22 protein-coding genes and 1 pseudogene are annotated in these 25427 nt (G+C 74.4%); 15 read left to right on the top strand and 8 right to left on the bottom strand.

The features are described 5' to 3' along the window. Nucleotides 1-225 precede the first annotated feature (225 nt). Nucleotides 226-1302 (bottom strand): annotated as a pseudogene (locus ABZ234_RS31430) (right-handed parallel beta-helix repeat-containing protein); the annotation flags it as partial. A gap of 522 nt (nt 1303-1824) precedes the next feature. On the opposite strand from ABZ234_RS31430, the gene ABZ234_RS31435 reads away from it, so the two are divergent. Then, the gene (locus ABZ234_RS31435; RefSeq protein WP_344183021.1) at nt 1825-2049 is read left to right on the top strand and encodes a calcium-binding protein; all 225 of its coding nucleotides are present in this window, start codon (nt 1825-1827) and stop codon (nt 2047-2049) included. Between the two features lie 114 nt (nt 2050-2163). On the opposite strand, the gene ABZ234_RS31440 is transcribed toward ABZ234_RS31435, so the two are convergent. From ABZ234_RS31440 to ABZ234_RS31450, 3 genes are all read right to left on the bottom strand, one after another. Beyond that, nucleotides 2164-3375 carry a phospholipase D-like domain-containing protein gene (locus ABZ234_RS31440; protein WP_344183019.1) on the bottom strand — a complete coding sequence of 404 codons (1212 nt, stop codon included), beginning with the start codon at nt 3373-3375 and terminating at the stop codon, nt 2164-2166. A gap of 177 nt (nt 3376-3552) precedes the next feature. Continuing rightward, complete coding sequence (locus ABZ234_RS31445; RefSeq protein WP_344183017.1) at nt 3553-4344, bottom strand: class I SAM-dependent methyltransferase; 792 nt, start codon at nt 4342-4344, stop codon at nt 3553-3555. Nucleotides 4345-4478: 134 nt separating this feature from the next. Further along, a complete protein-coding gene (locus ABZ234_RS31450) occupies nt 4479-5069 on the bottom strand; it encodes a class I SAM-dependent methyltransferase (protein ID WP_355014433.1) in 591 nt (196 codons plus the stop codon). A gap of 57 nt (nt 5070-5126) precedes the next feature. Here ABZ234_RS31450 and ABZ234_RS31455 point away from each other — a divergent pair, with 57 nt between their 5' ends. The 9 genes from ABZ234_RS31455 to ABZ234_RS31495 all read left to right on the top strand — a co-directional run bounded on the left by ABZ234_RS31455 (nt 5127) and on the right by ABZ234_RS31495 (nt 13710). Next, nucleotides 5127-5651, top strand: coding sequence for a MerR family transcriptional regulator (locus ABZ234_RS31455; protein ID WP_355014434.1), 525 nt, complete (start codon nt 5127-5129; stop codon nt 5649-5651). Between the two features lie 40 nt (nt 5652-5691). Continuing rightward, a complete protein-coding gene (locus ABZ234_RS31460) occupies nt 5692-6684 on the top strand; it encodes an STM4015 family protein (protein ID WP_355014435.1) in 993 nt (330 codons plus the stop codon). Between the two features lie 75 nt (nt 6685-6759). After that, nucleotides 6760-7836, top strand: coding sequence for an STM4015 family protein (locus tag ABZ234_RS31465; RefSeq protein ID WP_355014436.1), 1077 nt, complete (start codon nt 6760-6762; stop codon nt 7834-7836). Continuing rightward, a complete protein-coding gene (locus tag ABZ234_RS31470; RefSeq protein WP_267948013.1) occupies nt 7833-8960 on the top strand; it encodes an STM4014 family protein in 1128 nt (375 codons plus the stop codon). The genes ABZ234_RS31465 and ABZ234_RS31470 overlap by 4 nt, the downstream gene beginning before the upstream one ends. A gap of 67 nt (nt 8961-9027) precedes the next feature. Continuing rightward, nucleotides 9028-9885, top strand: a complete 858-nt coding sequence (locus ABZ234_RS31475) for an STM4013/SEN3800 family hydrolase (RefSeq protein WP_267948012.1) — start codon at nt 9028-9030, stop codon at nt 9883-9885. Continuing rightward, nucleotides 9882-11234 (top strand): STM4012 family radical SAM protein, encoded by a 1353-nt coding sequence (locus ABZ234_RS31480; protein ID WP_355014437.1) that lies wholly within the window; start codon nt 9882-9884, stop codon nt 11232-11234. The genes ABZ234_RS31475 and ABZ234_RS31480 overlap by 4 nt, the downstream gene beginning before the upstream one ends. A 107-nt stretch (nt 11235-11341) precedes the next feature. Further along, the gene (locus ABZ234_RS31485) at nt 11342-12328 is read left to right on the top strand and encodes an STM4011 family radical SAM protein (RefSeq protein WP_355014444.1); all 987 of its coding nucleotides are present in this window, start codon (nt 11342-11344) and stop codon (nt 12326-12328) included. Continuing rightward, nucleotides 12328-13146 (top strand): HAD family hydrolase, encoded by an 819-nt coding sequence (locus tag ABZ234_RS31490; protein ID WP_267948010.1) that lies wholly within the window; start codon nt 12328-12330, stop codon nt 13144-13146. Before ABZ234_RS31485 ends, ABZ234_RS31490 begins: the two co-directional genes overlap by 1 nt. Nucleotides 13147-13215: 69 nt before the next feature. Further along, nucleotides 13216-13710: a DUF2087 domain-containing protein gene (locus ABZ234_RS31495; protein ID WP_355014438.1), complete on the top strand. Its 495-nt coding sequence runs from the start codon at nt 13216-13218 to the stop codon at nt 13708-13710. A 25-nt stretch (nt 13711-13735) separates the two neighbouring features. Here ABZ234_RS31495 and ABZ234_RS31500 read toward each other — a convergent pair whose 3' ends face one another. Together ABZ234_RS31500 and ABZ234_RS31505 are read right to left on the bottom strand one after the other, a co-directional pair. After that, nucleotides 13736-14419: a GntR family transcriptional regulator gene (locus ABZ234_RS31500; protein ID WP_267948008.1), complete on the bottom strand. Its 684-nt coding sequence runs from the start codon at nt 14417-14419 to the stop codon at nt 13736-13738. A 67-nt stretch (nt 14420-14486) separates the two neighbouring features. Next, nucleotides 14487-15590, bottom strand: a complete 1104-nt coding sequence (locus ABZ234_RS31505; RefSeq protein ID WP_267948007.1) for a molybdopterin-binding protein — start codon at nt 15588-15590, stop codon at nt 14487-14489. A 205-nt stretch (nt 15591-15795) separates the two neighbouring features. Between ABZ234_RS31505 and ABZ234_RS31510 the strand changes: the two genes are divergently transcribed. The 5 genes from ABZ234_RS31510 to fdhD all read left to right on the top strand — a co-directional run bounded on the left by ABZ234_RS31510 (nt 15796) and on the right by fdhD (nt 23022). Then, nucleotides 15796-16815 carry a 2-dehydropantoate 2-reductase gene (locus tag ABZ234_RS31510; RefSeq protein ID WP_267948006.1) on the top strand — a complete coding sequence of 340 codons (1020 nt, stop codon included), beginning with the start codon at nt 15796-15798 and terminating at the stop codon, nt 16813-16815. Nucleotides 16816-16918: 103 nt separating this feature from the next. After that, nucleotides 16919-18862 carry a molybdopterin-dependent oxidoreductase gene (locus ABZ234_RS31515; protein ID WP_355014439.1) on the top strand — a complete coding sequence of 648 codons (1944 nt, stop codon included), beginning with the start codon at nt 16919-16921 and terminating at the stop codon, nt 18860-18862. A gap of 217 nt (nt 18863-19079) precedes the next feature. Then, nucleotides 19080-21074: an NAD(P)H-dependent oxidoreductase subunit E gene (locus ABZ234_RS31520; protein ID WP_355014440.1), complete on the top strand. Its 1995-nt coding sequence runs from the start codon at nt 19080-19082 to the stop codon at nt 21072-21074. Then, entirely contained in the window at nt 21071-22045 is a 975-nt protein-coding gene (locus tag ABZ234_RS31525; RefSeq protein ID WP_355014441.1) for a 2Fe-2S iron-sulfur cluster-binding protein, read from the top strand. The genes ABZ234_RS31520 and ABZ234_RS31525 overlap by 4 nt, the downstream gene beginning before the upstream one ends. A 95-nt stretch (nt 22046-22140) precedes the next feature. Continuing rightward, entirely contained in the window at nt 22141-23022 is an 882-nt protein-coding gene (gene fdhD, locus ABZ234_RS31530) for a formate dehydrogenase accessory sulfurtransferase FdhD (protein ID WP_267948002.1), read from the top strand. A 222-nt stretch (nt 23023-23244) separates the two neighbouring features. Here the strand turns inward: fdhD and ABZ234_RS31535 are convergent, their stop codons facing one another. Then, on the bottom strand, nt 23245-24792 hold the full coding sequence (locus tag ABZ234_RS31535) for an aldehyde dehydrogenase family protein (protein WP_355014442.1): 1548 nt from the start codon (nt 24790-24792) through the stop codon (nt 23245-23247). Continuing rightward, on the bottom strand, nt 24789-25427 hold a 639-nt coding region (locus ABZ234_RS31540), incomplete at its 5' end, for a succinate--CoA ligase subunit alpha (protein WP_355014443.1). The genes ABZ234_RS31540 and ABZ234_RS31535, both read right to left, overlap by 4 nt.

The following is a 25427-nucleotide window of genomic DNA, read 5'->3' on the forward strand; positions in this document are numbered from 1 at the left end:
CTCTTCCCACGACCCGCCCCCCGGCGGGGGGGGGGGGCGCCGCGGGGGGGGCGCCGCGGGGGGGCGGGGGGGGGCCCGCCTCCGGCCGCGGGGGCCCGGGGGGGCCCGCGCCACGGGTGGTGGGGCCGGACCGGCGTGCGTGCACGGGTCCGCGGCCTCAGGGGCCGGTGCGCGCGTCCGTCGGAGAGCCGGGATCCGGCGGTGCGGCGCGCCCGGGGCCCCCTCCTATCGCGTCACCGGGGTGCCGCCGAAGGTGACGACGAGGGTGCCGTCGTCGTCGAAGGACCAGTCCAGGTCCCCGTCGTAGGACGAGCACCGGGGGCCGTCGGAGCCGGACCAGAACTGGTTCGAGCCGTCGGAGTCGCCGATGATCCGGTCGTTGGAGCCGCTGTCGCACGAGGTGTTGCCGCGGAACACCGAGGAGCCGCCGTCGAAGTTGAAGTTGCGCTCCTCGCTGCCGATGGAGATGTTGTCCGACACCGTCATCGAGCCGACGTTGCGGTTGTACGTGAACCCGTGCTTGCCGTTGTCGTAGGCGATGTTGCCCCGGATGACGTGGTCCACCCCGATGTCCTCGCCCCCGAGCTTGAAGCCGTTGCGGTCGCCGTCGCCCGCCTGGGAGCCGTCGCTGAGGGTGCCGTTCCCGTAGGCGAGGGAGTCCTCGACGGTCACGGCGCCGATGGGGCCGGTGTCGGACTTGGTGTAGAGGTCCCAGCCGTCGTCGATGTTGTTGTGGGCCACGGTGTCGCGGAAGACGTTCCCGGGACCCGAGGTGAGCTTGGCCGCGAAGCCGTCGGCGTCCTCGCCGTCGGAGTCGACGTTGTCGTGGGACACCGTGCTCACGACCAGGTTGTTCGCGGGCCACTCGCTCTCGGGGGTGTCGGAGGTCCGGCGGGAGATCTGGAGCCCCGTGTCGCGGTTGGAGCGCGTCACCGTGCGCTCGACGACGTTGTCGCTCCCGCTGATGAAGATGCCGTTGTCGCCGGCGTTCTGGACAACGATCCCGCGGATGTGCCAGTGGGAGCCCTCCAGGGCGAGCCCGCGGTTGGCCGGGTCCTCGCTCTGGGCGGAGAAGTCCAGGACGGGGCTCTCACCGGGGGCGGCGAAGAGCTCGGTGGGGGCGCCGGAGGAGCCGCCGGAGCCCTCCGGGAGGGTGACCGTGTCGGGGAGGTCGTAGACGCCGCCCTGCAGGTAGACCGTCCCGCCCGCGCTGATGCGGTCGATCGCGGAGGTCAGGGTGGTCGGGTCCGACTCCGTGCCGCCCGCGCCGTCGTCGCCGTCCGGCGACGCGTACAGCACGGTGTCCGCCAGGGGGGTCGGCTCGGCCTGCGCCGCGCCGGCGGAGGTGACGCCGAGCGCCGCCGCCAGCAGGCCGGCGCACGCGATGAGGGGTCTGGTTCGCATTCTTCTTCTCCGACTTCGTCCGAGGGTCCGAGGGGGGTGGAACCGTCCCGCCGCGGCGTCCGGGCCGTCCCCGGGGTGCCGGGGCCCGCGTTCGCCGCGCGGGTCGCGCCTGCCCCGGCCGCCGCCGTGGCGCCGGTCGAGGCCTTCCCTTCTTTTGGAAAGCGCTTTCAGCACAGAAGGTAGAACGCCGCCCACGGGGTGTCAACGGTCTGGCCGTCATGCGGATTTCATGTTATGGAAACATGCCCGCCACGCCGCGGCCCCCGGCTCGGCCCCTCCACCGGCGCCCGTCCCGGCGGAGGGCGGCCTCCCCCGGCAGAAGGTCGCGCGCCGGCCCCCGTGTCGGCATGACAATTCGCCCCCGCCGATCGATGATGGACCGGTCGGAGCAGACGTCACAGCAGGTCGGGGGGTATTCGGATGACAGACGGGGACCACGCCCCCGACGAGGGGCCGGACGGGGACGAGGAGACCGGCCCGCCCTCCCGGCAGCGGGGCGGATCCGCCTCGGCCATCGCCAACGCGCTCCACCGCACACCGCACCCCGGTCCGCAGCACTGGGGCGGCCCCAGGCCCCGGAAGGCGGATCCGGACCCCTTCTTCACGACCAGGCTGGGGCCGCCGCCCAAGCGCCGCCGCGGCTGACCCGCCCGGCGCCGCGCACGGACGCGGGGCGGAACGGGAACGGCGGTGGCGCCGGGCGCCGCCGCGGCCGGTCCGCCGGACCCGCGCCCGGGCGTGCCGCCGGGGGCGGCGCCCTCAGAGGAACGGGCGCCAGGGGGCGAGCACGACCTCGCTGAACTTGGCCGCGAACGGCCGGCTCCGCCACTCCTCGGCGGTCAGCTCCCGGCAGTTGGTGAGGTCCTTGGCGAAGACGTCCTCCAGGTGCGCCGCCACGTGCTCGTCGAAGATCTCCACGTTGATCTCGTAGTTCCCGGTCAGGCTCAGCCGGTCGACGTTGGCCGTGCCGACCGTCGACCAGCGGCCGTCCACCGTCGCCGTCTTGGCGTGCACCATCGCGTCCTGGTACAGCCACAGCCGCACCCCGCCGCCCAGGAGCGCCGAGTACAGCCCGCGGGCCAGCCAGTCGGCGATGATGTGGTTGGAGTTCTCCGGGACGAGGATGTTGACGTCGACCCCGCGCTCGGCGGCGTCGATCAGCGCCCTCTGGAGCTCACGGTCGGGGATGAAGTAGGCCTGGGTGAACAGCACCCGGTCCTTGGCCCGGTCGATGGCCTCCAGGAACATGGCCCGGATGGGGTAGATGAGCTGTTCGGGCACGTTGCGGTGCACACGGAACCGCGGGTTCCACTCCGCCTCCCCCAGCCCCTGCAGCTCCGGGTGCCCGCCCCGGCGGTTCATGTTCCAGAAGTCCGCGAACGCGTTCTCCAGCTCCCACACCGCCGGGCCGGACACCCGGAGGTGGGTGTCGCGCCACTCGGTGGCGTACAGCGATCCGACGTTGTAGCCGCCGACGAACCCCACCTCCCCGTCGACGGTGAGGATCTTGCGGTGGTCGCGGCCGGACTTGCGGACGTTCATGAGGAGCACGCCCGGCCGGAACGCCGGGTAGCGCAGGACCTTCACGCTGTCGGGGAAGCGGTAGAACGACCGGGGAACCACGAGGTTGGCGAAGCCGTCGTAGACGACGTACACCTCGACGCCCCGGTGGGCCGCCTCGATGAGCGCCTGCTTGAACTGGTGGCCGACCCGGTCGTCCTTGATGATGTAGGACTCGAACAGGACCCGGCGGCGGGCGCCCCGGATCGCCGCGAGCATGTCCTCGAACACGTCCTCGCCGTAGGTGTACACGGTGGCGTCGGTGTCGCCGACCGGCAGCTCCGCGGGGGCGGTCCGGGGGAAGTTGGCGCGGTGCGGCCGCACCTTCCTGCGCCAGTGGTTGACCCCCATGAGGGCCGCGACGACCGCGACCTGGGTGGTCACCAGCCCCACGAGTCCCCACTTGACCACGGATCTGAGCGTGGAACGTCTGGAGCCTGGCAAAGTCGCCTCCCGAACAGGCCGGCCGCCGCGCCGGGGGCCCGACCCCGGAGGCCGTCGCATCCGGCACAAGGTGGACCCCAACCGTAACCCGGCGCGCCGCCCACCCCCTCACACGACCGGCACGTGTCCCCCGTCACATCGGCGTCACGCCCGCTCGCGGAGGCGGAGCGCGACGAGTTCGGTGGTGGGGCTCTCCTTCCGCCCCCGGACCAGGCGCCGCTCCAGCGGGTAGAGGGCGGCGCCCGCGAGCCAGCCGGTCGGCGCGGTCACCGTGGCGGCGCGCAGGACCCCGCCCCAGGCCTTGCGCCACGGCAGGGCGGCGTCGACCTGGGCGTTCATCAGCACGAGCATCGGGACGCGGCGCACGATGTCGAACCCCGCCTTGTCCGCGGTCCCGGCGATCCACGCGAGGGTGCGGTTGACCTGGTGCTCACCGCGCTGCTCCGGCCGCCGGAGGCAGTTCTCGGAGACGACGAGCAGGCCGCCGGGGCGCAGGACCCGCGCGAACTCGCGGAACGCGGCCGTGTAGCGCTCGTCGTCGGTGATGTGGAAGAGCATGTCCATGCAGGAGACCGCGTCGAAGGAGCCGTCCTCGAAGGCGTCCAGCTCCGAGGCGTCCTGGCGGACGAACCGGTGCTCGGGGAACCTCTCGCGCAGGCGTTCCACGGCCGCTTCGGTCATGTCGGAGCCGGTGACCGCGGACGCGCCCAGCCGGTCCCACAGCCGCACGTAGAAACCGGTGCCGCTGCCGACGTCGAGGACGTCGGCCCCGCGCGGCCGCAGGCCCGCGACCTCGCGCAGGAACACCTCCTCGCGCACCCGGTACATCCACGTGTTGAAGGGCCTTCCGAGGGCCCGGTACCCGACGCCGCTCTCGGTCCAGTCGCCTTCGAGCCGGCGTTCCCAGAAATCGCGGAGTTCGCTGTGCGTAGCCATGCCACCACTGTCACACCGGCCACCCGGGCTTGTCCCGTCGCAGCGCCGGTGAGGCCCCGGAACCGCCGCGACGCCGTCCGCGCGGGCGGGCCGCAGGGGTCCGTCCGTCCCGCGGGCGGGCCCGCGCCGCCCCGTCAGGGCCCCCGGTGGGCGGCGACGAGCTCGACGAACCCCAGGGCGACCCGGTCGTGGGAGTCCACCGTGAAGCCCGCCTCCGCGGCGACCGCCCTCGGGAGCCGCCGCGGGTGCTCCTTGCGCGCCTCCCGGAGGCGGAAGGGCCAGCGCGTGTAGTCGACGTGGTCGACCAGCAGCAGGCGCCCGCCGGGCCGGAGCACCCGGTGCATCTCGTCCAGGGCCCGGCGCTGGTCGGGGATCGTGCACAGGGCGAGCGCGCACACGACGGTGTCGAACTCCCCGTCCGCGAAGGAGAGCTCCTGGGCGTCGCCCTCCCGGAGCACGGCGTCCACGCCCAGGGCCGAGGCGCGGGCCCGCGCGTGCTCCAGCATGGCGGGGCTCAGGTCCACGCCGATGACCTCCGCTCCGGCGGGGTAGTGGGCCAGGTTCCGGCCCGTGCCCACCGCGACCTCCAGGACCCTGCCCGCGGCCGGGGCGCACAGCCTCGCGCGGACGCCCCCGAGCACGGCCTCCTGGAGGCGCGCCCCCTGTTCGTACCGCCCCGACATCCGGTTCCAGTCACCGCGCACGCGCTCGGTCCGCTCGTCCATGACACCCTCCCCGTTCCCGCCCTTGACCGGACCTCCAGTCTGGAAGTTAATGTCCACATGAAGTCAAGTGCGTCGGAGCTGTCCATCGGGGAACTGGCCGGGGAGTTCGGCCTGGCCGCCCACGTCCTGCGGCACTGGGAGGCGGAGGGGGTGCTGGAGCCGGCCCGCCGCTCCGGCGACCGGCGCCGGTACGCGCCGGAACAGCGCGTCCAGGTGGCGCTGGTCCTGCAGGCCCAGGAGGCGGGGCTGAGCCTCGCCCAGATCCGCGGGGTGGTCTCCGCCCCGGACGGCGGGTCGCGCCGGGCGCGGCTGGCCGAGCACCTGGCCCTGCTGGACGAGCGCCTGGAGCGGCTGCGGGCCGCCCGCGAGATGGTGGCGCACGTCGTGTCCTGCGGCGCCGAGGACTTCCTGGAGTGCCCGCGGATGCGGGAGATGCTGGAGGCGTCGTCGACGTGTCCCGCCCTCCACGGCCGCGGCCGCACCCCCCGGGAGGGGTTCCCGGACGCCCTCCGCCCCCCGGCGGGCACACCGTGCCCCGGGACCGGGACGCGGTCCGGGCGGCATGTCGTCCCGGACTGCTAGAACGGGTGCCGAAACCCCGGACCGGCCCCTGGAGCAGACGATGCCGAACAGCACCCACCTCACCGAGTACGCCGACCTCCCCGTGGTCGAGTTCCCCGCGACGGAGGCGAAGGAGCCGGCCCCCGGCGAACTGGCCGCGGCGCTCGCCGACCCGGGTTCGGTGGCGTGGCGGCTGCGGGCCGACCCGTACGAGGCGGCGGAGGCCTTCCCCGCGTACTTCGCCCGCTTCCTGGCGGACGTGGACACGGCCCGGGTGGGGGCGCTCGTCATCGGGACCTGGGGGGACGGCCCCGAATCGCCGTCGACGGTCCCGCGCGACCTGCTCATCGCCCACGCGGAGGCCTTCCCGTCGCTCCGGTCGCTGTTCTTCGGGGACATCGTCTACGAGGAGAACGAGATCTCCTGGATCGAGCAGAGCGACCTCTCCCCCCTGGCCGCGGCCTTCCCCGCGCTGGAGGAGCTGGCCGTGCGCGGGACCGGCGAGACCTCCGTGGGCGGCGGCAGGCTCGACCTCCACCTCCCCGAGCACACCGGCCTGCGGACCCTCACGGTCCAGAGCGGCGGCCTGCCCGGGCGGGTGTGCCGGGGGATCGCCTCCTCCGGCCTGCCCGCCCTGGAGAACCTGGAGCTGTGGCTGGGGGTGGACACGTACGGGTGCGACACCACGCCGCAGGACCTGGCGCCCGTCCTCTCCGGCGGGGCCTTCCCCGCCCTGCGCTACCTGGGCCTGCGCAACGCCGAGGGGATCGACGACTGGATCGCCGTCCTGGCGGAGGCGCCCGTGACCGCCTCCCTGGACGTCCTCGACCTGTCCCTGGGCACCTTCACCGACACCGGCGCCGAGGCCCTGATCGGCGCCGCCGACGCCTTCCGGCACCTGCGGAGGCTCGACCTGCACCACCACTACGTGTCCGAGGGGACGGCCGAACGCCTCCGCGCCGCGCTTCCCGGCGTGGAGGTCGACCTGTCCGATGTCCAGAGCCCGCGTGCCCACGACGGGGAGTTCCACTACTACACGGCGGTCTCCGAGTGAGCGGAGGCGCCGTCGGCGGTGTCGCACCAGGCTGTTAGACATAGGGGCGTCCGCAATCCCAGGCAGGAGAAACCATTGCCGAACCGCAGCCACCTGACGGAGTTCGCCGGCCTCCCCGTGGTCGAGTTCACGGGGTGGGACGCCCTCAGGGACGACTTCGGGCTCGCCATGTACTGGGCCCGCAACCGCCGCGAGCCGCACACCGAGCACCCGAAGAACTACGCCCGGCTCTTCGAGACCGTCGCCGACCCGGGTTCGGCGGCCTGGCGGCTGCGGATGGAGACCCCCTCCTACGGCACGGGCTCCAACGGCCCGATCGACACCCTGGGCCAGTACCTCGGCCGGTTCGCGGAGATCGTCGCGCCCGCGGAGGTGACCGCCCTGATCGTCGGGTACATGGGGGGCGACTACGAGGCGATGCCCCCGGACGAGGTCCGCGACCGGCTGCTCGACATCGCGCCGAAGCTGACCGCCCTGCGGTCCCTGTTCTTCGGTGAGATCCGCCAGCAGGAGAACGAGATCTCCTGGATCGAGCACGGCGACCTCGCCCCGCTCCTCGCCGCGTTCCCGGGCCTGGCCGAGTTCACCGTCCGCGGCGGCAGCGCCGGCCTGGGGCTGGCGCTCGGGGAGCACCGCGCGCTGCGCAGCCTCACCGTGCAGAGCGGGGCGCTCCGGCCCGAGGTCGTGCGGGACGTGTGCGCGTCCCCGCTGCCCGGCCTGGAGCGCCTGGAGCTGTGGCCGGGCTCCAAGGAGTACGGCGGTGAGAGCACCCCGGAGGACCTGGCCCCCGTCCTCTCCGGCGAGGCCTTCCCGCGCCTGCGCCACCTGGGGCTGCGCAACGCCGAGGAACTGGACGACTGGATCCCCGCGCTGGCCGGGGCGCCCGTGCTCTCCTCGCTGGACACGCTCGACCTCTCCCTGGGCACCCTCACCGACGAGGGCGCCCGGGCGCTCCTCGGGGCGCCGGCCTTCCGCGGCCTGAAGCGGTTGGACCTGCACCACCACTACATGTCCGAGGAGACGGCCGCACGCGTCCGCGCGGAGTTCGCCGGGGCCGGGGTGGAGGTCGACGTGTCCGACCCCCGGGAGCCCGACGTCGACGAGTACGGCGGAGAGACGCACGTCCACCGCTACTCGGCGGTCTCCGAGTGACCCGGGAGCGGCCCCTGGTCGTGGTGGGGGTCCCCGGCAACCGCCGCCTGGACCTGTTCCTCGCGGCGGCCCGGTCCGCAGGCCTGGCCCCGCCCTCGGTCGTGCCGTGGCGGGAGCTGGCCGCCGGGCCGGTCCGCCTGCCCGACGGCGGACTGGTCCGGGTGGACTCCCCCGGCGGCGACGTGGAGACCGAGCGCCTGCTGCGCGGCTGGGACCGCGCCCCGGACCCGTACCGCGCCGAGGGCACCGCCGACCACCACGCCGGGTTCCGGGCCGCCCTGGACCGGCTGTCGGAGGCGGTGGCCGCCGCCCCGGGCGCACGCCTGCTCCAGGATCCGCAGGACCTGGTGGACATGTGCGACAAGCGGCGCTGCCACACCCGCCTGGCCCGCGCGGGGGTCCCGGTCGCCCCCGCGCTGCCCGGCCCGGTCACGGGCTACGCGTCGCTGCGCGCCGCGATGGCCGACCACGGCTGGACACGGGTGTTCGTCAAGCCCGCGCACGGCTCCTCCGCCTCCGGGGTGGTCGCGCTGGCCGTCGCGTCCGACAGCCGGGTCCGGGCGGTGACCACCGCCGACCTCGTGCGCGGCGGGGACGGGTCCGTGCGCCTCTTCAACAGCCTGCGCCCGCGCACCTACACGTCGGAACCCAACATCGCGGCGGTCGTGGACGCCCTGGCCCCCGAGGGGCTGCACGTCGAGCGGTGGGTGCCCAAGGCCGGTTTCGACGGCCGCGTCCTCGACCTCCGGGTGGTGGTGGTCGCGGGGCGAGCCACCCACGTCGTGGCGCGCACGTCGTCCTCGCCCATGACCAACCTGCACCTGGGCAACGCCCGGGGCGACATCGACGCCCTGCGGGAGTCGGTCGGCCCCCGTGCCTGGGCCGAGGCGACGGCCACCGCCGAGGCCGCCGCCGCGTGCTTCCCCCGCACCCTGCACGCGGGGGTGGACCTGATGCCCTCGCCCGGCTGGCGGCGGTTCACGGTCTGCGAGGTCAACGCCTTCGGCGACCTCCTCCCCGGGGTGCTGCACGAGGGCCGCGACACCTACGCGGAGCAGCTGCACGCCCTGGCCGCCGGCCGCTTCCCGACCGGCGCGCCCGCCCCTCCCGTCCCCGCCCCCTGAGGGACCGCCCCGAAGAGCCGGACCCGCACGCCGGGCCTGCGCGCACACCTCCTCCCGAAGAAGAACGATGAGCACCGAACCCGACATGAACGCCGTGGTGGGCACGCACGACATCCTGCTGCTCACCCTGGACACGCTGCGCTTCGACGTGGCCGACGAACTCGCGCGGGCGGGCCGCACCCCCCACCTCGCCCGCCTGCTGCCGGACGGGGGGTGGGAGCGCAGGCACGCCCCGGGGAGCTTCACGTACGCCTCCCACCTGGCGATGCTCGCCGGGTTCCTGCCCACCCCGGCCGCGCCCGGCCCCCATCCGCGCCTGTTCGCCGCCGCCTTCCCGGGAAGCGTGTCCACCGCGCCGCACACCTGGACCTTCGACACCCCCGACCTGGCCTCCGGCCTCGCCGAGGCGGGGTACCACACGGCCTGTGTCGGGGGGACGGGGTTCTTCAACCGGCGGTCGGCGGTGGGGTCGGTGATCCCGGACATGTTCGCCGAGAGCCACTGGGAGGAGTCGTTCGGCGTGGCCGACCCCCGCTCCTTCGAGAACCAGGTGGCGCGGGCCGTGCGGATCGCCGGGGAGCGCCCGGCCGACCGGCCCCTCTTCCTGCTGCTCAACGCGTCCGCACTGCACCAGCCCAACTGGTTCCACCTGCCGGGGGCCTCCCCCGGGGACGGCGACACCCCGGAGAGCCACGCGGCCGCCCTGGAGTACGTCGACCGGCACCTGCCGCCCCTCCTCGCCGCGATGTCCGCCCGCCGCCCGTGCTTCGCGATCGTGTGCTCCGACCACGGCACCGCCTACGGCGAGGACGGGTACACCGGCCACCGGATCGGCCACGAGACCGTGTGGACGGTCCCCTACACCCACGCGTTCCTGCCCCGGGGACGCACCGCACCCGTCCACGCCGAGGAGGCGACCCCGTGACCGTCACCCCCGTGCCGCGCCCGGAACCCGTGCGCGAGGACTCCCCGTACCGGTCGTACGTGTACGCCTATCCGCACAAGAGCGCCTACCGGCCCTTCGCGGACCGCCCGCCGCTGGCCGACCTGTGGCGGGACGAGGACGTGAGCGCGCTGTCCCTGTACGCGCACATCCCGTTCTGCGAGATGCGCTGCGGGTTCTGCAACCTGTTCACGCGGTCCACGCCCCCGGCCGAGCAGGTCACCGCGTACCTGGACGCGATGGAGCGCCAGGCCGGGGAGGTGGCCGCGGCGCTGCCCGACGGGTTCCGGTTCGCGCGCGCCGCTCTGGGCGGGGGGACGCCCACCTACCTGACCGCGGACGAACTCGTCCGTGTCTACGACCTGACCGAACGCGCGTTCGGGGTGGACCTCTCCCGGACACCGGTCTCCGTGGAGACCTCCCCCGCCACGGCCACGCCCGACCGGCTGGACGTGCTCCAGGCGCGCGGCCTGACCCGGATCAGCATGGGCGTGCAGAGCTTCCTCGTCTCCGAGGCCCACGCCGCGGGGCGTCCGCAAAAACGCGCCGAGGTGGACCGGGCCCTGGCGGCCGTGCGCGGGCACACCTCCGCCGACCTCAACCTCGACCTCATCTACGGGATCGACCGGCAGGACGCCCGCACGTGGGCGTACTCCCTGGACACGGCGCTGGAATGGGCCCCGGAGGAGGTCTACCTCTACCCCCTGTACGTGCGGCCTCTCACCGGCCTGGGCCGCCGCGCCCGGGACTGGGACGACCACCGGCTGGGCCTGTACCGGCAGGGGCGCGACCACCTGCTGGAGCGCGGCTACGAGCAGGTGTCCATGCGCATGTTCCGGCGCGCGGACGCGCCCGCCACCGGCGCGGACGTGCCGGACCACTGCTGCCAGACCGACGGCATGGTCGGGCTCGGGTGCGGGGCGCGGTCGTACACGGCGTCCGCCCACTACTCGTTCGACTACGCGGTGGGGGTGGGCCACGTGCGGTCGATCATCGCGGACTACGTGGGACGCGGCGCGGGGGACTTCGCGCACGCGGAGGTGGGGTTCCTGCTGGACGACGGGGAGCGCCGGCGCCGCCACCTCGTCCAGTCTCTGCTGCGGGCCGAGGGCATGGACGCCGCCGCCTACGCGGAGCGGTTCGGCGGCCACCCCGCGGAGGACTTCCCGGAGCTGTTCGCCGCGCTCGGCGCGCGCGGCTGGCTGGAACCGGACGGCGGCCCGGGCACGGTGCGGCTGAGCCCGGAGGGCCTCGCGCACTCCGACGCCGTCGGGCCGATGGCCTTCTCCGCCCGGGTGTCGGCGCTGATGGCCGAGTACGAGGCCCGGTGAGCGCCGTGGAACCCGCCGCGGGCCACGGGGCTCCCCCCGCCCGCGCCTCCGCCCCGGCCGCGCCCCCGCGGGTGACACCGCTCCCCTGGCCGGGGATCCACGGGGCCCTGTCCCCCGCGCCCCGCGCCCCGGGCGCCCCCGACCGGGCGCGCCCCGCGCCGGAGCTCCCCCCGCACCTCACCCTCCTCTACCGGGGGCCGCTGGCCAGCTGCGACTACGACTGCCCGTACTGCCCCTTCGCCAAGCGGCGCGACGACCCCGGGACCCTGCGCGCGGACCGGGCCGCCCTGGAGCGGTTCGCCGACTGGGTGGCCGACCGCCCCGCCGAGAACCCGGGAACCCGGGTCTCGGTGCTGTTCACCCCCTGGGGCGAGGGGCTGGTGCGATCCTGGTACCGGACCGCGATCGTCCGGCTCAGCCGCCTGCCCCACGTGGAGAGGGTGGCGATCCAGACCAACCTGAGCGGCCGACTGGGCTGGCTGGCCGACTGCGACCTGTCGTCCACCGCGCTGTGGACCACCTACCACCCCGGCCAGGTGTCCCACGAGCGCTTCCTCGCCAAGGCCCGGGAGCTGGCCGCCGCGGGGGTGCGGTTCAGCGTCGGCGTGGTCGGCGAGCCCGACCACCTGGAGGCGGCCCGGAGGATGCGGGCCGACCTGCCCGGTGACGTGTACCTGTGGGTCAACGCCGCCGAGGGCCGGACCTACACCGACGGGGAGGCCGCGGAGTGGCAGGCCCTGGACCCGCACTTCCACTACAGCCGGCACCCCCACCCGAGCCTCGGACGGCCCTGCCGCACGGGTGACAGTGTGCTGTCCGTGGACGCCGACGGCGGGGTGCGCCGCTGCCACTTCGTGGACACCCCGATGGGCAACCTCTACGACGGGTCGTTCGCCCTGGACCCCGGACCGTCCCCCTGCCCTCTGACCAGCTGCGACTGCCACATCGGCTACGTGCACCTGGAGACCCTCGACCTCTACGACGTCTTCCGGGGCGGGGTCGTGGAACGCGTCCCGGCGGTCCTCCCGGCCGCGGCACCGCCCGCACCGGGCCCGGAGGGCGCCACTTCAAACCGTCACCGGAGACAGACATAATGCGACACATGGTCTTTCCCCGGGTCATCGCGACCGACCTCGACGGCACTCTCCTGGGCTCCGGAGGCCTCGTCTCCGCCCGCAACCGACAAGCGCTGGCGGCGGCCGCCGACGCGGGGGTGAGGGTGGTCGTCTCCACGGCCCGCCCGCCCCGGGAGACGTGGCACATCTCCTCCCAGTTCACCTCCGCCGCCGTCCTCTGCGGCAACGGCGCGCTCGCCCACCTCCCCGACGAGGAGCCCCTCGTACGCGCCCTGTCCCCGGAGACGGCGGGCACCGTGGTCGAGAAGCTGCGCGGCGCGCTGCCCGACCTCGGCTTCGGCGTGGAGACGGGTACCGGCTTCTTCCACGAGCCCGGCTACCTGCTCGAACCGTGGGCGCACCGCGACTGGGTGAGCGGGGTCCTGGACTCCGCCGAGGAGCTCCTGGAGCGCACCTCCCCGATCGCCAAGCTGCTGGTGCGCTCCGGCGGGACCCCGGTCCACCTCCTGCACGAGGCGGCCGTGGAGACGGTCGGATCGCTGGTGGAGGTCACCTACTCGGGCGGGCACGGACTGCTGGAGCTGAGCGCGTCCGGGGTCAACAAGGGCACCACCCTGGCACTGGTCTGCGAGCGGTGGGGGGTGGCCGCGGAGGAGGTCGCGGCCTTCGGCGACATGCCCAACGACCTGGCCGCGCTGTCCTGGGCCGGTATGGGCTACGCCATGGCCGACGGGCACCCGGACCTGCTCGATCCCGCCCTGGGCCTGGGCGTCGCCCCGGCGAGCACCGAGGACGGGGTGGCCAGGGTGGTGGAGCGGCTGCTCGCCGGGCGCTGAAAACCGCTGGCGGGGAGCCCGTCCCCTCCGGTCTCATGGGTGCGGACAACCCACGCCAGGAGGAACACCGTGCCGCACCCCGCCCAGATCGTCTCGTCCCTCGCCGACCCCGACCGGCTCGCGCTCTACGCCCGCGTGGTCGCGGCGGGCGCCGGCGGCGCCCCGGAGGACCTCCGCGCGGGCGGCTCCGGGGCCGTACGGCACCTGCGCCGGTTGGCGGACGCCGGCCTCGTGAGGGAGGAGGGCGGGCGCGTGGTGTGCGTGCCCGGGGTGTTCGCGGCCGCCCTGGAGGAGAACGCCCCCGCCGGGCGCGACCCCGTGGACGCGCTGTTCCACCAGGGACGGCTGACCGCCCTGCCCGTCCGGCGCGAGCTGCGCCGAGGGGTCTTCGCGCGGATCGCGGGGCGGCTCTTCGCGCCCGGGGTGGTCTACACCGAGAAGCAGGTGAACACGGCGATCCGCACCTGCTTCGACGACCCGTCCTCGATGCGCAGGTACCTGGTGGAGGAGGGGTACCTGACGCGCGAGGCCGACGGGAGCGCGTACCGGGTCGCGGCGGACTGAGCCGCCGCGACCCCGCCGCGGGGACTCAGGAGCCGTCGCCGTCCACGCGCTCGTGGTAGGTGCGCCGGGTGCGCTCGGTGTGCTCGCTCATCAGCCTGAGGGCCTGGTCGGCGTCCCCCGCCTCGATGACGTCGACGAGGCTGGCGTGCTCGTCCCAGGAGGCGGCGCCGCGGATGCGGGCGACCGGGGCGTAGTACCAGCGGACCCGCCGGTCCACCTGGGCGGCCAGTTCGGCGAGCACCCGGTTGCCCGAGGCCTCGGTGACGGTGCGGTGGAAGTCGGCGTTGGCCTGGACCACCGCGTCGGTGTCGGCGAGCTCGGTCGCCGCGCGCCCGGCGGCGACCAGGTCGCGCAGGTGGCCGACCTGTTCGGGCGAGGCGTTGGCGGCGGCCAGGCGGGCCGACTCGGTCTCCAGCAGCGCGCGGACCGCCAGGAGCTGGTCGGCCTCGCTCTCGGTGGGCGTGTGCACGAACGCCCCGTAGCCGGGGCGCAGGTCCACCCACCCCTCGTTGCTGAGCCGCTGCATCGCCTCGCGGACGGGCTGGCGCGAGACGCCCAGGGTCTGGGCCAGCTCCGTCTCGACCAGGTGGTGGCCGGGTGAGAGCGCCCGGGTGGTGATCAGGTCCAGGATTGCCTCGTACACGGCTTCGCGCAGCGGTACGGGACGCTGGATCCGTCCTGCGACGGTGTTCAACCCCTGCGAGGCCATAGGGAATCTCCGGAATCCTGGTGCGCGGTCTTTGTAGACAGTGTACAAAACGCAGGACGTGCGTGGGTCACGTCGGAACCTCCACGAGCTCGACCCTTCCGGGGACGCGCCCCGGGACGCGCGAGGGCGGGACCACGGCGAGGGCGTCCGCCGTGGCGGCGCCCCTCAGGTCGGCGGAGCCCGAGACGGGCAGCTCCACCGCCAGGTCCTGGCTCACGCGCACCGGCACCAGACGGGTGTCGGACGGGTGCGGGCCGGTCGGGCCGATGAGCCCGATCCGCCGGCCGGCGTGCGCGGGGTCCCGCCGGTCCGCACGGCCGCTGAGCACCGGAACCAGCAGGGTGAGGGCGGCGGCCAGGGCCGCGCCGGGGTTCCCCGGCAGCCCCACGACCACGGTCCCGGAGGGCAGGACGGCCAGCAGCTGCGGATGGCCGGGGCGGCAGGCGACGCCGTCGACGACGACCCTGGCGCCCAGTCGGGCCAGGACCGGGCGCAGGTGGTCGGCCGGGCCGGCCGAGGAGGAGCCGCAGACCGCGACGACCTCGGCCGGCCCTGCGACGCCGAGCGCCCGCGCCAGGTCCCGGCCCCGGTCGGGGACCCGCACCGCGGGGGCGCAGGCGCCCCCGGCCCAGGCGACGAGCCCGGGCAGCACGGGACCGATCGCGTCCCGCACCGCCCCGGGGCGCGGCGCCCCCTCGACCACGACCTCGTCCCCCGTGACCAGGACCCGCACGAGGGGCCGGACCACGGGCAGGGTGTCGCGGCCCAGGCTCGCGGCGAGCCCCAGGAGGGCGGGGGTGACGGGGCTACCCCGGCGGGCGACCGGCGTTCCCGCCGCCGTGGTCTCGCCCCGGCGGCGGATGTGCCGCCCCTCGCCGATCCCGCCGCGCACGGCGCCGGAGGACTCCGTCGCCAGCTCGCGCGGCAGGACCGCCGTGGTGCCGTCCGGCAGGACGGCGCCGGTGGCGACCTCCACGGCCTCACCGCCCCCCAGCCGGACGACCGGGCACCGCCGCCCCGCGAGCGAGCGCCCGAGGACCGACCAGGGGCCCTCCCCGGACACCGCGTACCCGTCCATGGCGGCGCTGTCGAGCGCGGGGACGTCGACCGCCGCGACGAGGTCGGCGCCGAGGGTGGCGCCGAGGGCGCCGGCGAGCGGCTCCTCGGCCATGGGCGTGCCACCCTCGGCACCGGTCACCCGCGCCAGCTCCCGCGCCGCGGTCCAGGGCAGCGGGGGTCGCGGGTGGTCTCCGACGTGAAGAAGCGGAGAAGTTTCCGGGGAACCCTGGTCGGGCATTCCTTCTCTCCCTACCGACATGTGGAGAACGATATCTCGGAGCATACTGTATACAGTATGTGAAAGGAAGGGAGTCCTCATGCGAATCGCCGTACTCGGCGCCGGAGCGATCGGCGCCTACGCGGGCGCCGCACTCCACAGGGGCGGGGCCGACGTCCACCTCATCGCCCGCGGCGCCCACCTGGAGGCCCTGCGGGAGCGGGGCGTCCGCGTGCTCAGCGCGCGCGGCGACTTCACCGCGCACCCGCACGCCACCGACGACCCGTCCGAGGTCGGCCCCGTCGACGCCGTCCTCCTCGGCCTGAAGGCCCAGCACTACGCGGGCTGCGGCCCGATGCTGCGCCCCCTGATGGGCCCCTCCACCATGGTCGTCGCCGCCCAGAACGGCATCCCGTGGTGGTACTTCCACGGGGTCGAGGGCCCCCTCGCGGGACACCGCATCGAGAGCGTGGACCCGGGGGGAGCGGTCAGCCGGACGATCCCGGTCGAGCGCGCGGTCGGGTGCGTGGTCTACGCGGCCACCGAGCTCGCGGGCCCGGGGGTGATCCGGCACATGGAGGGGACCCGGTTCTCCATCGGCGAGCCGGACCGGTCCTCCTCCGCGCGCTGCCGCGACTTCCAGGCCGCGATGGAGGCGGGCGGCCTCAAGTGCCCGATCGAGCAGGACCTGCGCGAGGACATCTGGGTGAAGCTGATGGGCAACATCGTCTTCAACCCGCTGAGCGCGCTGACCCGCTCCACCATGGCGCAGATCTGCCGGAACCGATCGACCCGGGAGATGGCGCGCACCATGATGGCCGAGACCCTGGAGGTCGCGGCGCGGCTCGGCGTGCACCCCGCCGTCTCCATCGACCGCCGCCTGGCCGGGGCCGAGCGCGCCGGGGACCACCGCACCTCGACCCTGCACGACCTGGAGCGCGGGCGGCCCATGGAACTGGACGTCATCCTGTCCGCCGTGGTGGAGCTGGCCGACCTGACCGGCACCCCCGCCCCGGCCCTCCGGGCGGTGGACGCCGTGGCCGGGCTGCTCAACGACCGGATGCTCGACGCCCCCGGACCCCCGGCTCCCCCCGCACCCGCACCGGCCGCCCGGTCTTGACCCATGACTCATGATCGCTAAATACTGTATGCAGTATCCCCGTCAGGCGCCACGGGCGCCGTCGGACCAGGCGAATCCGGCCACGACCACCAAGCGAGGCCACATGCGATCCGACGATTTCTCCGCTCCCTACGACCGACTCACCCGCCCCCTCGTCCGCGACGGCGGCGAACTGCGCCCGGCCTCCTGGGAGGAGGCCCTCGACCGCGCGGCCGCCGGGTTCCGGCGCGGCGTGGACGAGCACGGGCCCGACTCCTTCGGCATGCTCTCCTGCGCGCGGGCGACCAACGAGATGAACTTCATGGCGCAGAAGTTCACCCGCGTCGTCGTCGGCACCAACAACGTCGACTCCTGCAACCGCACCTGCCACGCGCCCAGCGTCGCCGGCCTGGCCGCGGCCTTCGGCTCGGGCGGGGGGACCTCCTCCTACGCCGAGGTCGAGGACACCGACCTCATCGTGATCTGGGGAGGCAACCCGCGCTTCGCCCACCCCATCTTCTTCCAGCACGTGCTCAAGGGCGTGCGCAACGGCGCGCGCCTGTTCGTCGTCGACCCCCGGCGCACCTCGACCGCCGAGTGGGCCGACCGCTGGCTCGGACTGAACGTGGGCACCGACATCCCGCTCGCGCACGCGATCGGACGCGAGATCCTGCACGCGGGCCTGGCCAACGACACCTTCGTCCGGCGCGCCACGAGCGGGTTCGACGAGTACCGCGCGCTGGTCGAGCCCTGGACGCTCGCCGCCGCCGAGGCCGAGACCGGCGTGCCCGCCGAGGCCATCCGCGAGCTGGCGCACGCCTACGCCCGGGCCGAGCGCGCCCAGATGTGCTGGACGCTCGGCATCACCGAGCACCACAACGCCACCGACAACGTCCGCTCGCTCATCAACCTGGCCCTGCTGACCGGGCACGTGGGACGGCACGGCTCGGGGCTCAACCCGCTGCGCGGCCAGAACAACGTGCAGGGCGGCGGCGACATGGGCGCCATCCCCGACCGGCTGGCCGGGTTCCAGGACATCCTGGACCCGGAGGCGCGCGCGCCCTTCGAGGCCGCGTGGGGCCGCGAGATCCAGGGCACCAAGGGCAAGACCCTGACCCAGATGTTCGAGGCGATGGACGAGCGGGAGCTCAGGACGCTCTACGTGATCGGCGAGAACCCGGTCCAGTCCGAGCCCGAGACCGAGAAGACCACCCGCCGCCTGCGCAGCCTGGACCACCTGGTGGTGCAGGACATCTTCCTGACCCGCACCGCCGAGCTCGCCGACGTGGTGCTCCCCGCGAGCGCCTCCTGGTGCGAGTCCGACGGCACCTTCACCAACAGCGAGCGCCGCGTGCAGCTGGTCCGCAAGGCCCTGGACCCGCCGGAGGGCGCCCGCGACGACATCGAGATCATGTGCGACCTCGCGACCCGCCTCGGCGTCGACTGGTCCCGGCCCTCGGCCGAGGAGATCTGGAACGAGGTCCGCTCCCTCTCCCCCATGCACCGGGGCATGAGCTACGCGCGCCTGGCCGAGCTGCACGGCATCCAGTGGCCCTCCTACTCCGAGGACGCCCTGGAGCCGAGCTACCTGCACTCGCGCCTGTGGTCGGAGGACCCCGCCGAGCGCGGCGAACCCGCCCCGTTCGGGATCGTGGGCCACTCCCCGCCGGTCGACCTGCTCGACGAGGACTTCCCGTTCCGGCTGACGACGGGGCGGCGCCTGGACGACTACAACACCGGGGTGCAGACCGGCGGCTTCTCGTCGCCGCTGCGCCGGGGCGAGCTGCTGGACCTCTCGCCCGAGGACGCGGCCAAGCTCGGCGTCGCCGACGGCGAGACGGTGCGGGTGACCTCGCGCCGGGGCTCCGTCCTCGTCCCCGTCTCCGTCACGGAGGCGATGCGGCAGGGGTTGGTGTTCATGACGTTCCACTTCCCCCACCAGGTGGACACCCAGCTGCTGACCATCGACGCCACCGACCCGATCGCGGGGACGGCCGAGTACAAGGCCGCGGCGGTGCGGATCGAGAGGGTGGAGAAACACGCCGGCAGTGCGGCGCCGGCGCCCTGACGTGCGCGGACGGCGGACCGCGCCGTCGCCCCAGCCCCCTGCGGCGACGGCGCGGTCCCCTCCCTGGGCGACGCGTTCGGGCGCGCGCCCCGGGGGCCGGGTCTCCTTACGCGATCTTGGCGCGTACGGGGGTTGTCAACCCGATAACCAGCATCATACTGTCCTCTGTATACAAAATCCTGTGATCTGGATTACACGAGATTGAGGTGACACAGACGTGGACCTGCGATTCCTGGACGAGGCGCCCACCGCCGTCGAGCGCGAAGCCGTCGACAGCGTGCTCGGTCCCCCCGAATCCGGTTGGGACGGCGGCGCCCGCCAGGACGTCGACCTGCGCTACGCGCGGGGAGGCCACACCGCCCGGGACAGACGCGACCTGCTCATGCCCGCCCTCCACGCGGTCAACGACCGGGTGGGCTGGATCAGCAGGCCCGCCCTGGACCACATCTGCCGACGGCTCACCGTCCCGCCGGCGGAGGCCTACGCCGTCGCCTCCTTCTACGCGATGTTCTCCCTGCGCAAGCGCCCCCGCCGGGTCGTGCACCTGTGCACCGACATCGCCTGCGCGGCGGCCGGGTCGTCCGGCCTGCGCGACCGGCTCGCCGAACGCCTCGGCCCGCCCGGCGGACACGACGGCGACACCACCTGGCACGAGAGCCCCTGCCTCGGCATGTGCGAACGCGCGCCCGCCGCCCTGGCCCTCGAGGCCGGCGCCCCGGCACGGTACGCCGTCGCCGCGCCCGCCGCCCCCGGGGACCTCGACGCGCTGGCGGGGGACGCCTCCCCCGGCTCCGCCGCACCGGTCTCCGCGAACGGACACGGCGCCCCCTCCCCCACCACCTTCGGCGCCGACCCCCTGCCCGGCACCGCCCCTGAGCCCGCCCCCTCGGCGGCGGTCCCCGACGCCGGGTCGCCCGACCACGTGCTCCTCCGGCGCGTCGGTACCGTCGACCCCCTCAGCCTGGACGACTACCGCGCCGCCGGCGGCTACGCGGCACTGCGCCGGGCGCTGCGGCTCGGCCCGGCCGGCGTGATCCGGGAGGTCTCCGACTCCGGCCTGGTCGGCCGTGGCGGAGCCGCCTTCCCCACCGGCCGCAAGTGGCAGGCCACCGCCCAGCAGCCGGACGGCCCGCACTACCTGGTGTGCAACGCCGACGAGAGCGAGCCGGGCACCTTCAAGGACCGCGTCCTGATGGAGGGCGACCCCTTCTCCGTCATCGAGGCGATGACGATCGCCGGCTACGCCGTCGGGGCGCGGCTCGGGTTCCTGTACATCCGGGGGGAGTACCCCCGCGCGCTGCGGCACCTGGAGAACGCCGTCGCGCTCGCACGGGAGCGCGGACTCCTCGGGCCGGACGTCCTGGGCTCGGGGTTCGCCTTCGACATCGAGATCCGGCGGGGCGCCGGGGCCTACATCTGCGGCGAGGAGACCGCGATCTTCGGCTCCATCGAGGGCTACCGGGGCGAGCCCCGCACCAAGCCGCCCTTCCCCGTGGAGAAGGGCCTGTTCGGCAAGCCCACCGCCGTGAACAACGTCGAGACGCTGGTCAACGTCCTGCCGATCATGCTGATGGGCGGCCCCGCCTACGCGGCCGTCGGCACGGGCGGGTCCACGGGACCCAAGCTGTTCTGCCTGTCCGGCGGCGTGCGCCGCCCCGGGCTGTACGAGCTGCCGTTCGGGGCCACCCTGCGCGACCTCATCGAGGCGGCCGGGGGCCTGCCGGAGGGCCGCACCGTCCAGGCGGTCCTGCTCGGCGGGGCGGCCGGGGCGTTCGTCCGCGGCGACGAACTCGACATCCCCCTGACCTTCGAGGGCGCCCGCGCGGCCGGGACGACCCTGGGCTCGGGCGTGGTCCTGGTCCTGGACGACACCGCCGACCTGGTCGCGACCCTGGTCCGGGTGGCGGCCTTCTTCCGCGACGAGTCCTGCGGCCAGTGCGTCCCCTGCCGTGTCGGCACGGTGCGCCAGGAGGAGTCGTTGCTGCGGATCAGCGCGGGGGCGGACGCGGCCGCCGAGGTCCCCCTGCTCCGCGAGGTCGGCCGTGCGATGAAGGACGCCTCGATCTGCGGACTGGGGCAGACGGGCTGGAACGCCGTGGAGTCGGCGATCGACCGGCTCGACCTGTTCGGCGGCCCCGGCCGGGCCGCCTCCGACGACATCCAGCAGAGCACCGCCGCGGGCGACCGGGCGGCAACCGAGGAGGCCCGATGACCGTCCCCGTACTCCTGGCCCCGCCCAGGCGGCTGATCGACGCGACCATCGACGGAGAGCAGGTCCGCGTGCCCGAGGGCACCACCGTCCTGGAGGCGTGCGCCGAGCGCGGCACCGAGATCCCCACCCTCTGCCACGGCGACACCCTCACGCCCAGGAACGCCTGCCGCGTGTGCGTGGTGGAGGTGGAGGGCGCGCGCACGCTCGCCCCCGCCTGCTCGCGCAAGCTGGAGCCCGGCATGTCCGTGGCGACCGACTCCGAGCGGGTGCGCCACAGCCGCAAGCTGGTCCTGGAGCTGCTCGGCTCCTCCGTGGACCTGTCCACCACCCCGAAGGTCGCCGAGTGGATGGAGCGCTACGAGGCGGAGCCCGACAGGTTCGGCCCGCGCGCCGAGGCCGCCGCGCTCGGCGTGCGCGACGCCCGGCGCTCCGGCGAGCACGAGCCCGGCGACGGCTCGGTCGCGGCGACGGTCGAGCAGCCCGCGAAGATCGACAACGACCTGTACGTGCGCGACTACTCCAAGTGCATCATGTGCTACAAGTGCGTCGACGCCTGCGGGGACCAGTGGCAGAACACCTTCGCGATCGGGGTGGCCGGGCGCGGGTTCGACGCCCGCATCTCCACCGAGCACGACGTCACCCTGCCCGACTCGGCCTGCGTGTACTGCGGGAACTGCATCGAGGTCTGCCCCACCGGGGCCCTCTCCTTCGGCACCGAGTTCGACATGCGCCAGGCGGGGACCTGGGACGAGGACAAGCAGACCGAGACCACCACGATCTGCACGTACTGCGGGGTCGGCTGCAACGTTACGCTGCACGTGCAGGACAACGAGATCGTGAAGGTCACGTCCCCGCACGACAACCCCGTGACCCACGGGAACCTGTGCATCAAGGGACGGTTCGGTTTCCAGCACGTGCAGCGCCGCGGCGGCGACGGGAAAGGCGGTGGCGCCGGCGGCGGCGGTGCCTGAACCGTTCCGCCCCGCGCGGAACCACGAGGATGAGAATCCCGGACAGATCGTGTAGAACCGGGGACGGCAGGACACCGGAAGGCGGTGGGGCGGAGATGGGACGGGTCACTGTCCGGGGGAAGGTGCTCCGGATCAAGGACGGGTCCGCGACCGAGCGCGTGGACACGTTCGTCGTGGAGGAGCCGCTGGAGATCAGGCTGGACGGTGAGCCGCTGAGCGTCACCATGCGCACGCCCGGCGACGACTTCGACCTGGCCGCCGGGTTCCTCGTGAGCGAGGGCGTGGTGTCGCGGGCCGAGGAGATCACCGCGATCCGCTACTGCGCGGGCGCGACCGAGGACGGCTCCAACACCTACAACGTGCTCGACGTGTCCCTGGCCCCGGGCGTCCCCCGCCCGGACACGTCGCTGGAGCGCAACTTCTACACCACGTCCTCCTGCGGCCTGTGCGGCAAGGCGAGCCTGGACGCCGTCCGCACCCAGGCCAGGTGGCAGGTCGCGGAGGACGGGGCCCGGATCGGCGCGGACACCCTGACGGCCCTGCCCGACCGCCTGCGCGAGGCGCAGCGGGTGTTCGACCGCACGGGCGGGCTGCACGCCGCCGGGCTGTTCACCGCGGAGGGCGAACTCCTCGCCCTGCGCGAGGACGTGGGTCGCCACAACGCGGTCGACAAGCTGGTCGGCTGGGCGCTGCGCTCCGGCCGGCTGCCGCTGGAGGGCACGGTGCTGATGCTCTCGGGCCGCGCCTCCTTCGAGCTGGTGCAGAAGGCCTGGATGGCCGGCGTCCCGATGATGGCGGCCGTCTCCGCGCCCTCGTCCCTGGCCGTCGACCTGGCCGAGGAGGCTGGCATCACGCTCGCCGGGTTCCTCAGGGGCACCTCCATGAACGTCTACGCCGGAAGGCATCGGATCCTCCTGAAGAAGGCGCTCAGCGCGCCCTCGGCGGCCACGGGAGGCGTCCGCAGTTCGGGTCAGTAGACGCGGGGGCGGTCGGCGCGCTCCAGCCCCCTGCACCGACCGCCCCCGACACCCGGCCCCGTGTCCGCACCGCCGCTCGGAGCGGCGCCCGGACACCCCGGCCGTGCCCCCGCGACCGGTCCGGATCCTCCGGCCGGCCGCGGGAGCGGCCGTGCCGGGCCCGGTGCGCCGGGAGCCGTGCCCCGGCCCCGCGCACCGGACCCGTCCCGGGTCCCCCGCCGGTCAGACGCGCCCCTCGGGGCGCAGCGTGTAGTGCGGGAAGTTGCCGGGCAGGCGCTCGGCGGCGGGCCCCCGGGTGACCGCGTGGACGAGGAGCTCCCCGCCGACGAAGGCGCCCCGCCAGGAGTCGCCCCAGCCGCCGAACAGCTCGTCGCGGTCGCCGCGCGAGCGCGGCCGGTTGACGCCGACCTTGAAGGCGCGCACGCCCCCGGCCAGGCGCGAGGCGGTGTCGGGGTCGTCGCAGGAGACCGTGGCGACCAGGGCCCCGTTGCTGGCGTTCATCCCGGCCAGGAGTTCGGCCTCGGTGTCCACCAGCACGATCGAGTCGACCGGGCCGAAGGGCTCGGCGTGGAACAGCGGTGAGGAGCGCGGCGGCTCCAGGATGGCCACCGGCGCCACGTAGGCGTCCGTGTTCTGGCCCGGGAGCAGGAGGGCGTCGTCCAGTCCGCCGCGGTAGAGGGGCACGGCCCCGCCCGCGACGGCCTCGGCGACGCGGTCGGTGAGCTCCTTGGCCTTGGCCGCGTTGACGAGGGGGCCGAAGTCCAGCTCCGGCAGGTCGTCGTCGGGGGACTCCACGGCGAGCGGGTGGCCGAAGCGGACGCCGCGGACCGCGGTGAGGTAGGCGTCGAGGAACGCGTCGAAGCGGGATCGCTGCACGACGAACCGCGGGTAGGCGGTGCAGCGCTGCTTGGCGTAGTCGAAGGTCTTGCGGATCTGGCCGGAGAGGGTCTCCCAGTCGCTGAACTCCCACACCCCCCAGCAGTTCAGCCCCTCCTGTTCCAGGACGTGCGGCCGCCCCAGGTCGGCGACGTCGGCCGCCACCCGGCCGCCGGCGTCCCGGCCTCCGACGAAGGACACGCAGCCGATCTCGGGCCCCTTCACCAGCGCCGGGGACAGTTCGCGCCCGCCCCCGCTGACGAGGGTGAACGGCAGCCCCTCCCGGACCGCGAGGGCCACGGCGAGGGTCAGGCAGACCAGCCCGCCGTCGGTGGGCGTCTTGGCGATCACCCCGTTGCCCGCGAGCGCCTGGACGCACATCGCGTGCGCGAGCACGCTCATCGGGTAGTTCCAGCTCGCGATGTTGCTGACGGGGCCGTCCAGGGGGAGGCGGCCGTCGAGCATGGGCCCGATGCCGTCCAGGTACCACTCCACCCCGGAGATCGCCCGGTCCACGTCCTGGCGGGCCAGCCGCCAGGGCTTGCCGATCTCCCACACGAGGGCGAGGGCGAGGGTGTCGCGGTGCCGTTCCCAGGCGCGGACCGCGGCGCGCACCCGTGCCTGCCTCTCCGCGAGGGGGAGTGCGGCCCACGCGCGGTGCCCGGCGGCGGCCCCGGCCACGGCGAGGGCCGCGGTGGCGCCGTCCAGCATGGGCAGGTCCGCGGTCCGCGAACCGTCCACGGGCGAGTAGGAGGCCCGGGGCTCGCCGTCGGGGCGCCACCGCCCGCCCCAGTGGTTGTGGACGCGGTCCGGGCCGAAGGCCTCCGGGGCGGCCTCACGGCAGCGGGCGTACAGTGCGGCCCAGGAGGTGCCGGGCTTGGGCATCGTCGTCATGGGGCCGTGGGCGCCGCCGTGGAGAGGGCGCCCGCCTCCTCTCCGCCGTGGGTTCCGCCGAGGACGGCGCGCACGAGGCGGGCCGCTTCGCTGGGGGTCTTGCCGACCTCGACCCCGGCGGCCTCCAGGGCCTCCTGCTTGGCCGCGGCCGTGCCCGCCGAACCCGACACGATCGCGCCCGCGTGCCCCATCGTCTTGCCCTCCGGAGCCGTGAACCCCGCCACATAGCCCACCACGGGCTTGGACACGTTCGCCTTGATGAACTCCGCCGCACGCTCCTCGGCGTCCCCGCCGATCTCACCGATCATCACGATCACATCGGTGTCGGGGTCGGCCTCGAACGCCGCCAGCGCGTCGATGTGCGTGGTCCCGATGATCGGGTCCCCGCCGATGCCCACCGCCGAGGAGAAGCCGATGTCGCGCAGCTCGTACATCATCTGGTACGTCAGCGTGCCCGACTTGGACACCAGGCCGATCCGGCCCGGCTTGGCGATGTCGGCCGGGATGATGCCCGCGTTGGACTGGCCCGGCGTGATCAGCCCCGGGCAGTTCGGACCGATGATCCGCGTCTTGTTGCCCTTGGAGCCGGCGTAGGACCAGAACGCGGCGGTGTCGTGCACCGGGATGCCCTCGGT

The sequence above is a fragment of the Nocardiopsis sp. NPDC006198 genome (genome assembly GCF_040613895.1).
GTDB lineage: Bacteria > Actinomycetota > Actinomycetes > Streptosporangiales > Streptosporangiaceae > Nocardiopsis > Nocardiopsis tropica.

Coding starts and splice junctions, on each gene's coding strand:
- ABZ234_RS31475 (WP_267948012.1), top strand. CDS start 9,028: ATGAGCACCGAACCCGACATGAACGCCGTGGTGGGCACGCACGACATC.
- ABZ234_RS31435 (WP_344183021.1), top strand. CDS start 1,825: ATGACAGACGGGGACCACGCCCCCGACGAGGGGCCGGACGGGGACGAG.
- ABZ234_RS31510 (WP_267948006.1), top strand. CDS start 15,796: ATGCGAATCGCCGTACTCGGCGCCGGAGCGATCGGCGCCTACGCGGGC.
- ABZ234_RS31450 (WP_355014433.1), bottom strand. CDS start 5,069: ATGGACGAGCGGACCGAGCGCGTGCGCGGTGACTGGAACCGGATGTCG.
- ABZ234_RS31455 (WP_355014434.1), top strand. CDS start 5,127: ATGAAGTCAAGTGCGTCGGAGCTGTCCATCGGGGAACTGGCCGGGGAG.
- ABZ234_RS31460 (WP_355014435.1), top strand. CDS start 5,692: ATGCCGAACAGCACCCACCTCACCGAGTACGCCGACCTCCCCGTGGTC.
- ABZ234_RS31490 (WP_267948010.1), top strand. CDS start 12,328: ATGCGACACATGGTCTTTCCCCGGGTCATCGCGACCGACCTCGACGGC.
- ABZ234_RS31535 (WP_355014442.1), bottom strand. CDS start 24,792: ATGACGACGATGCCCAAGCCCGGCACCTCCTGGGCCGCACTGTACGCC.
- fdhD (WP_267948002.1), top strand. CDS start 22,141: ATGGGACGGGTCACTGTCCGGGGGAAGGTGCTCCGGATCAAGGACGGG.
- ABZ234_RS31515 (WP_355014439.1), top strand. CDS start 16,919: ATGCGATCCGACGATTTCTCCGCTCCCTACGACCGACTCACCCGCCCC.
- ABZ234_RS31500 (WP_267948008.1), bottom strand. CDS start 14,419: ATGGCCTCGCAGGGGTTGAACACCGTCGCAGGACGGATCCAGCGTCCC.
- ABZ234_RS31505 (WP_267948007.1), bottom strand. CDS start 15,590: ATGGCCGAGGAGCCGCTCGCCGGCGCCCTCGGCGCCACCCTCGGCGCC.
- ABZ234_RS31445 (WP_344183017.1), bottom strand. CDS start 4,344: ATGGCTACGCACAGCGAACTCCGCGATTTCTGGGAACGCCGGCTCGAA.
- ABZ234_RS31525 (WP_355014441.1), top strand. CDS start 21,071: ATGACCGTCCCCGTACTCCTGGCCCCGCCCAGGCGGCTGATCGACGCG.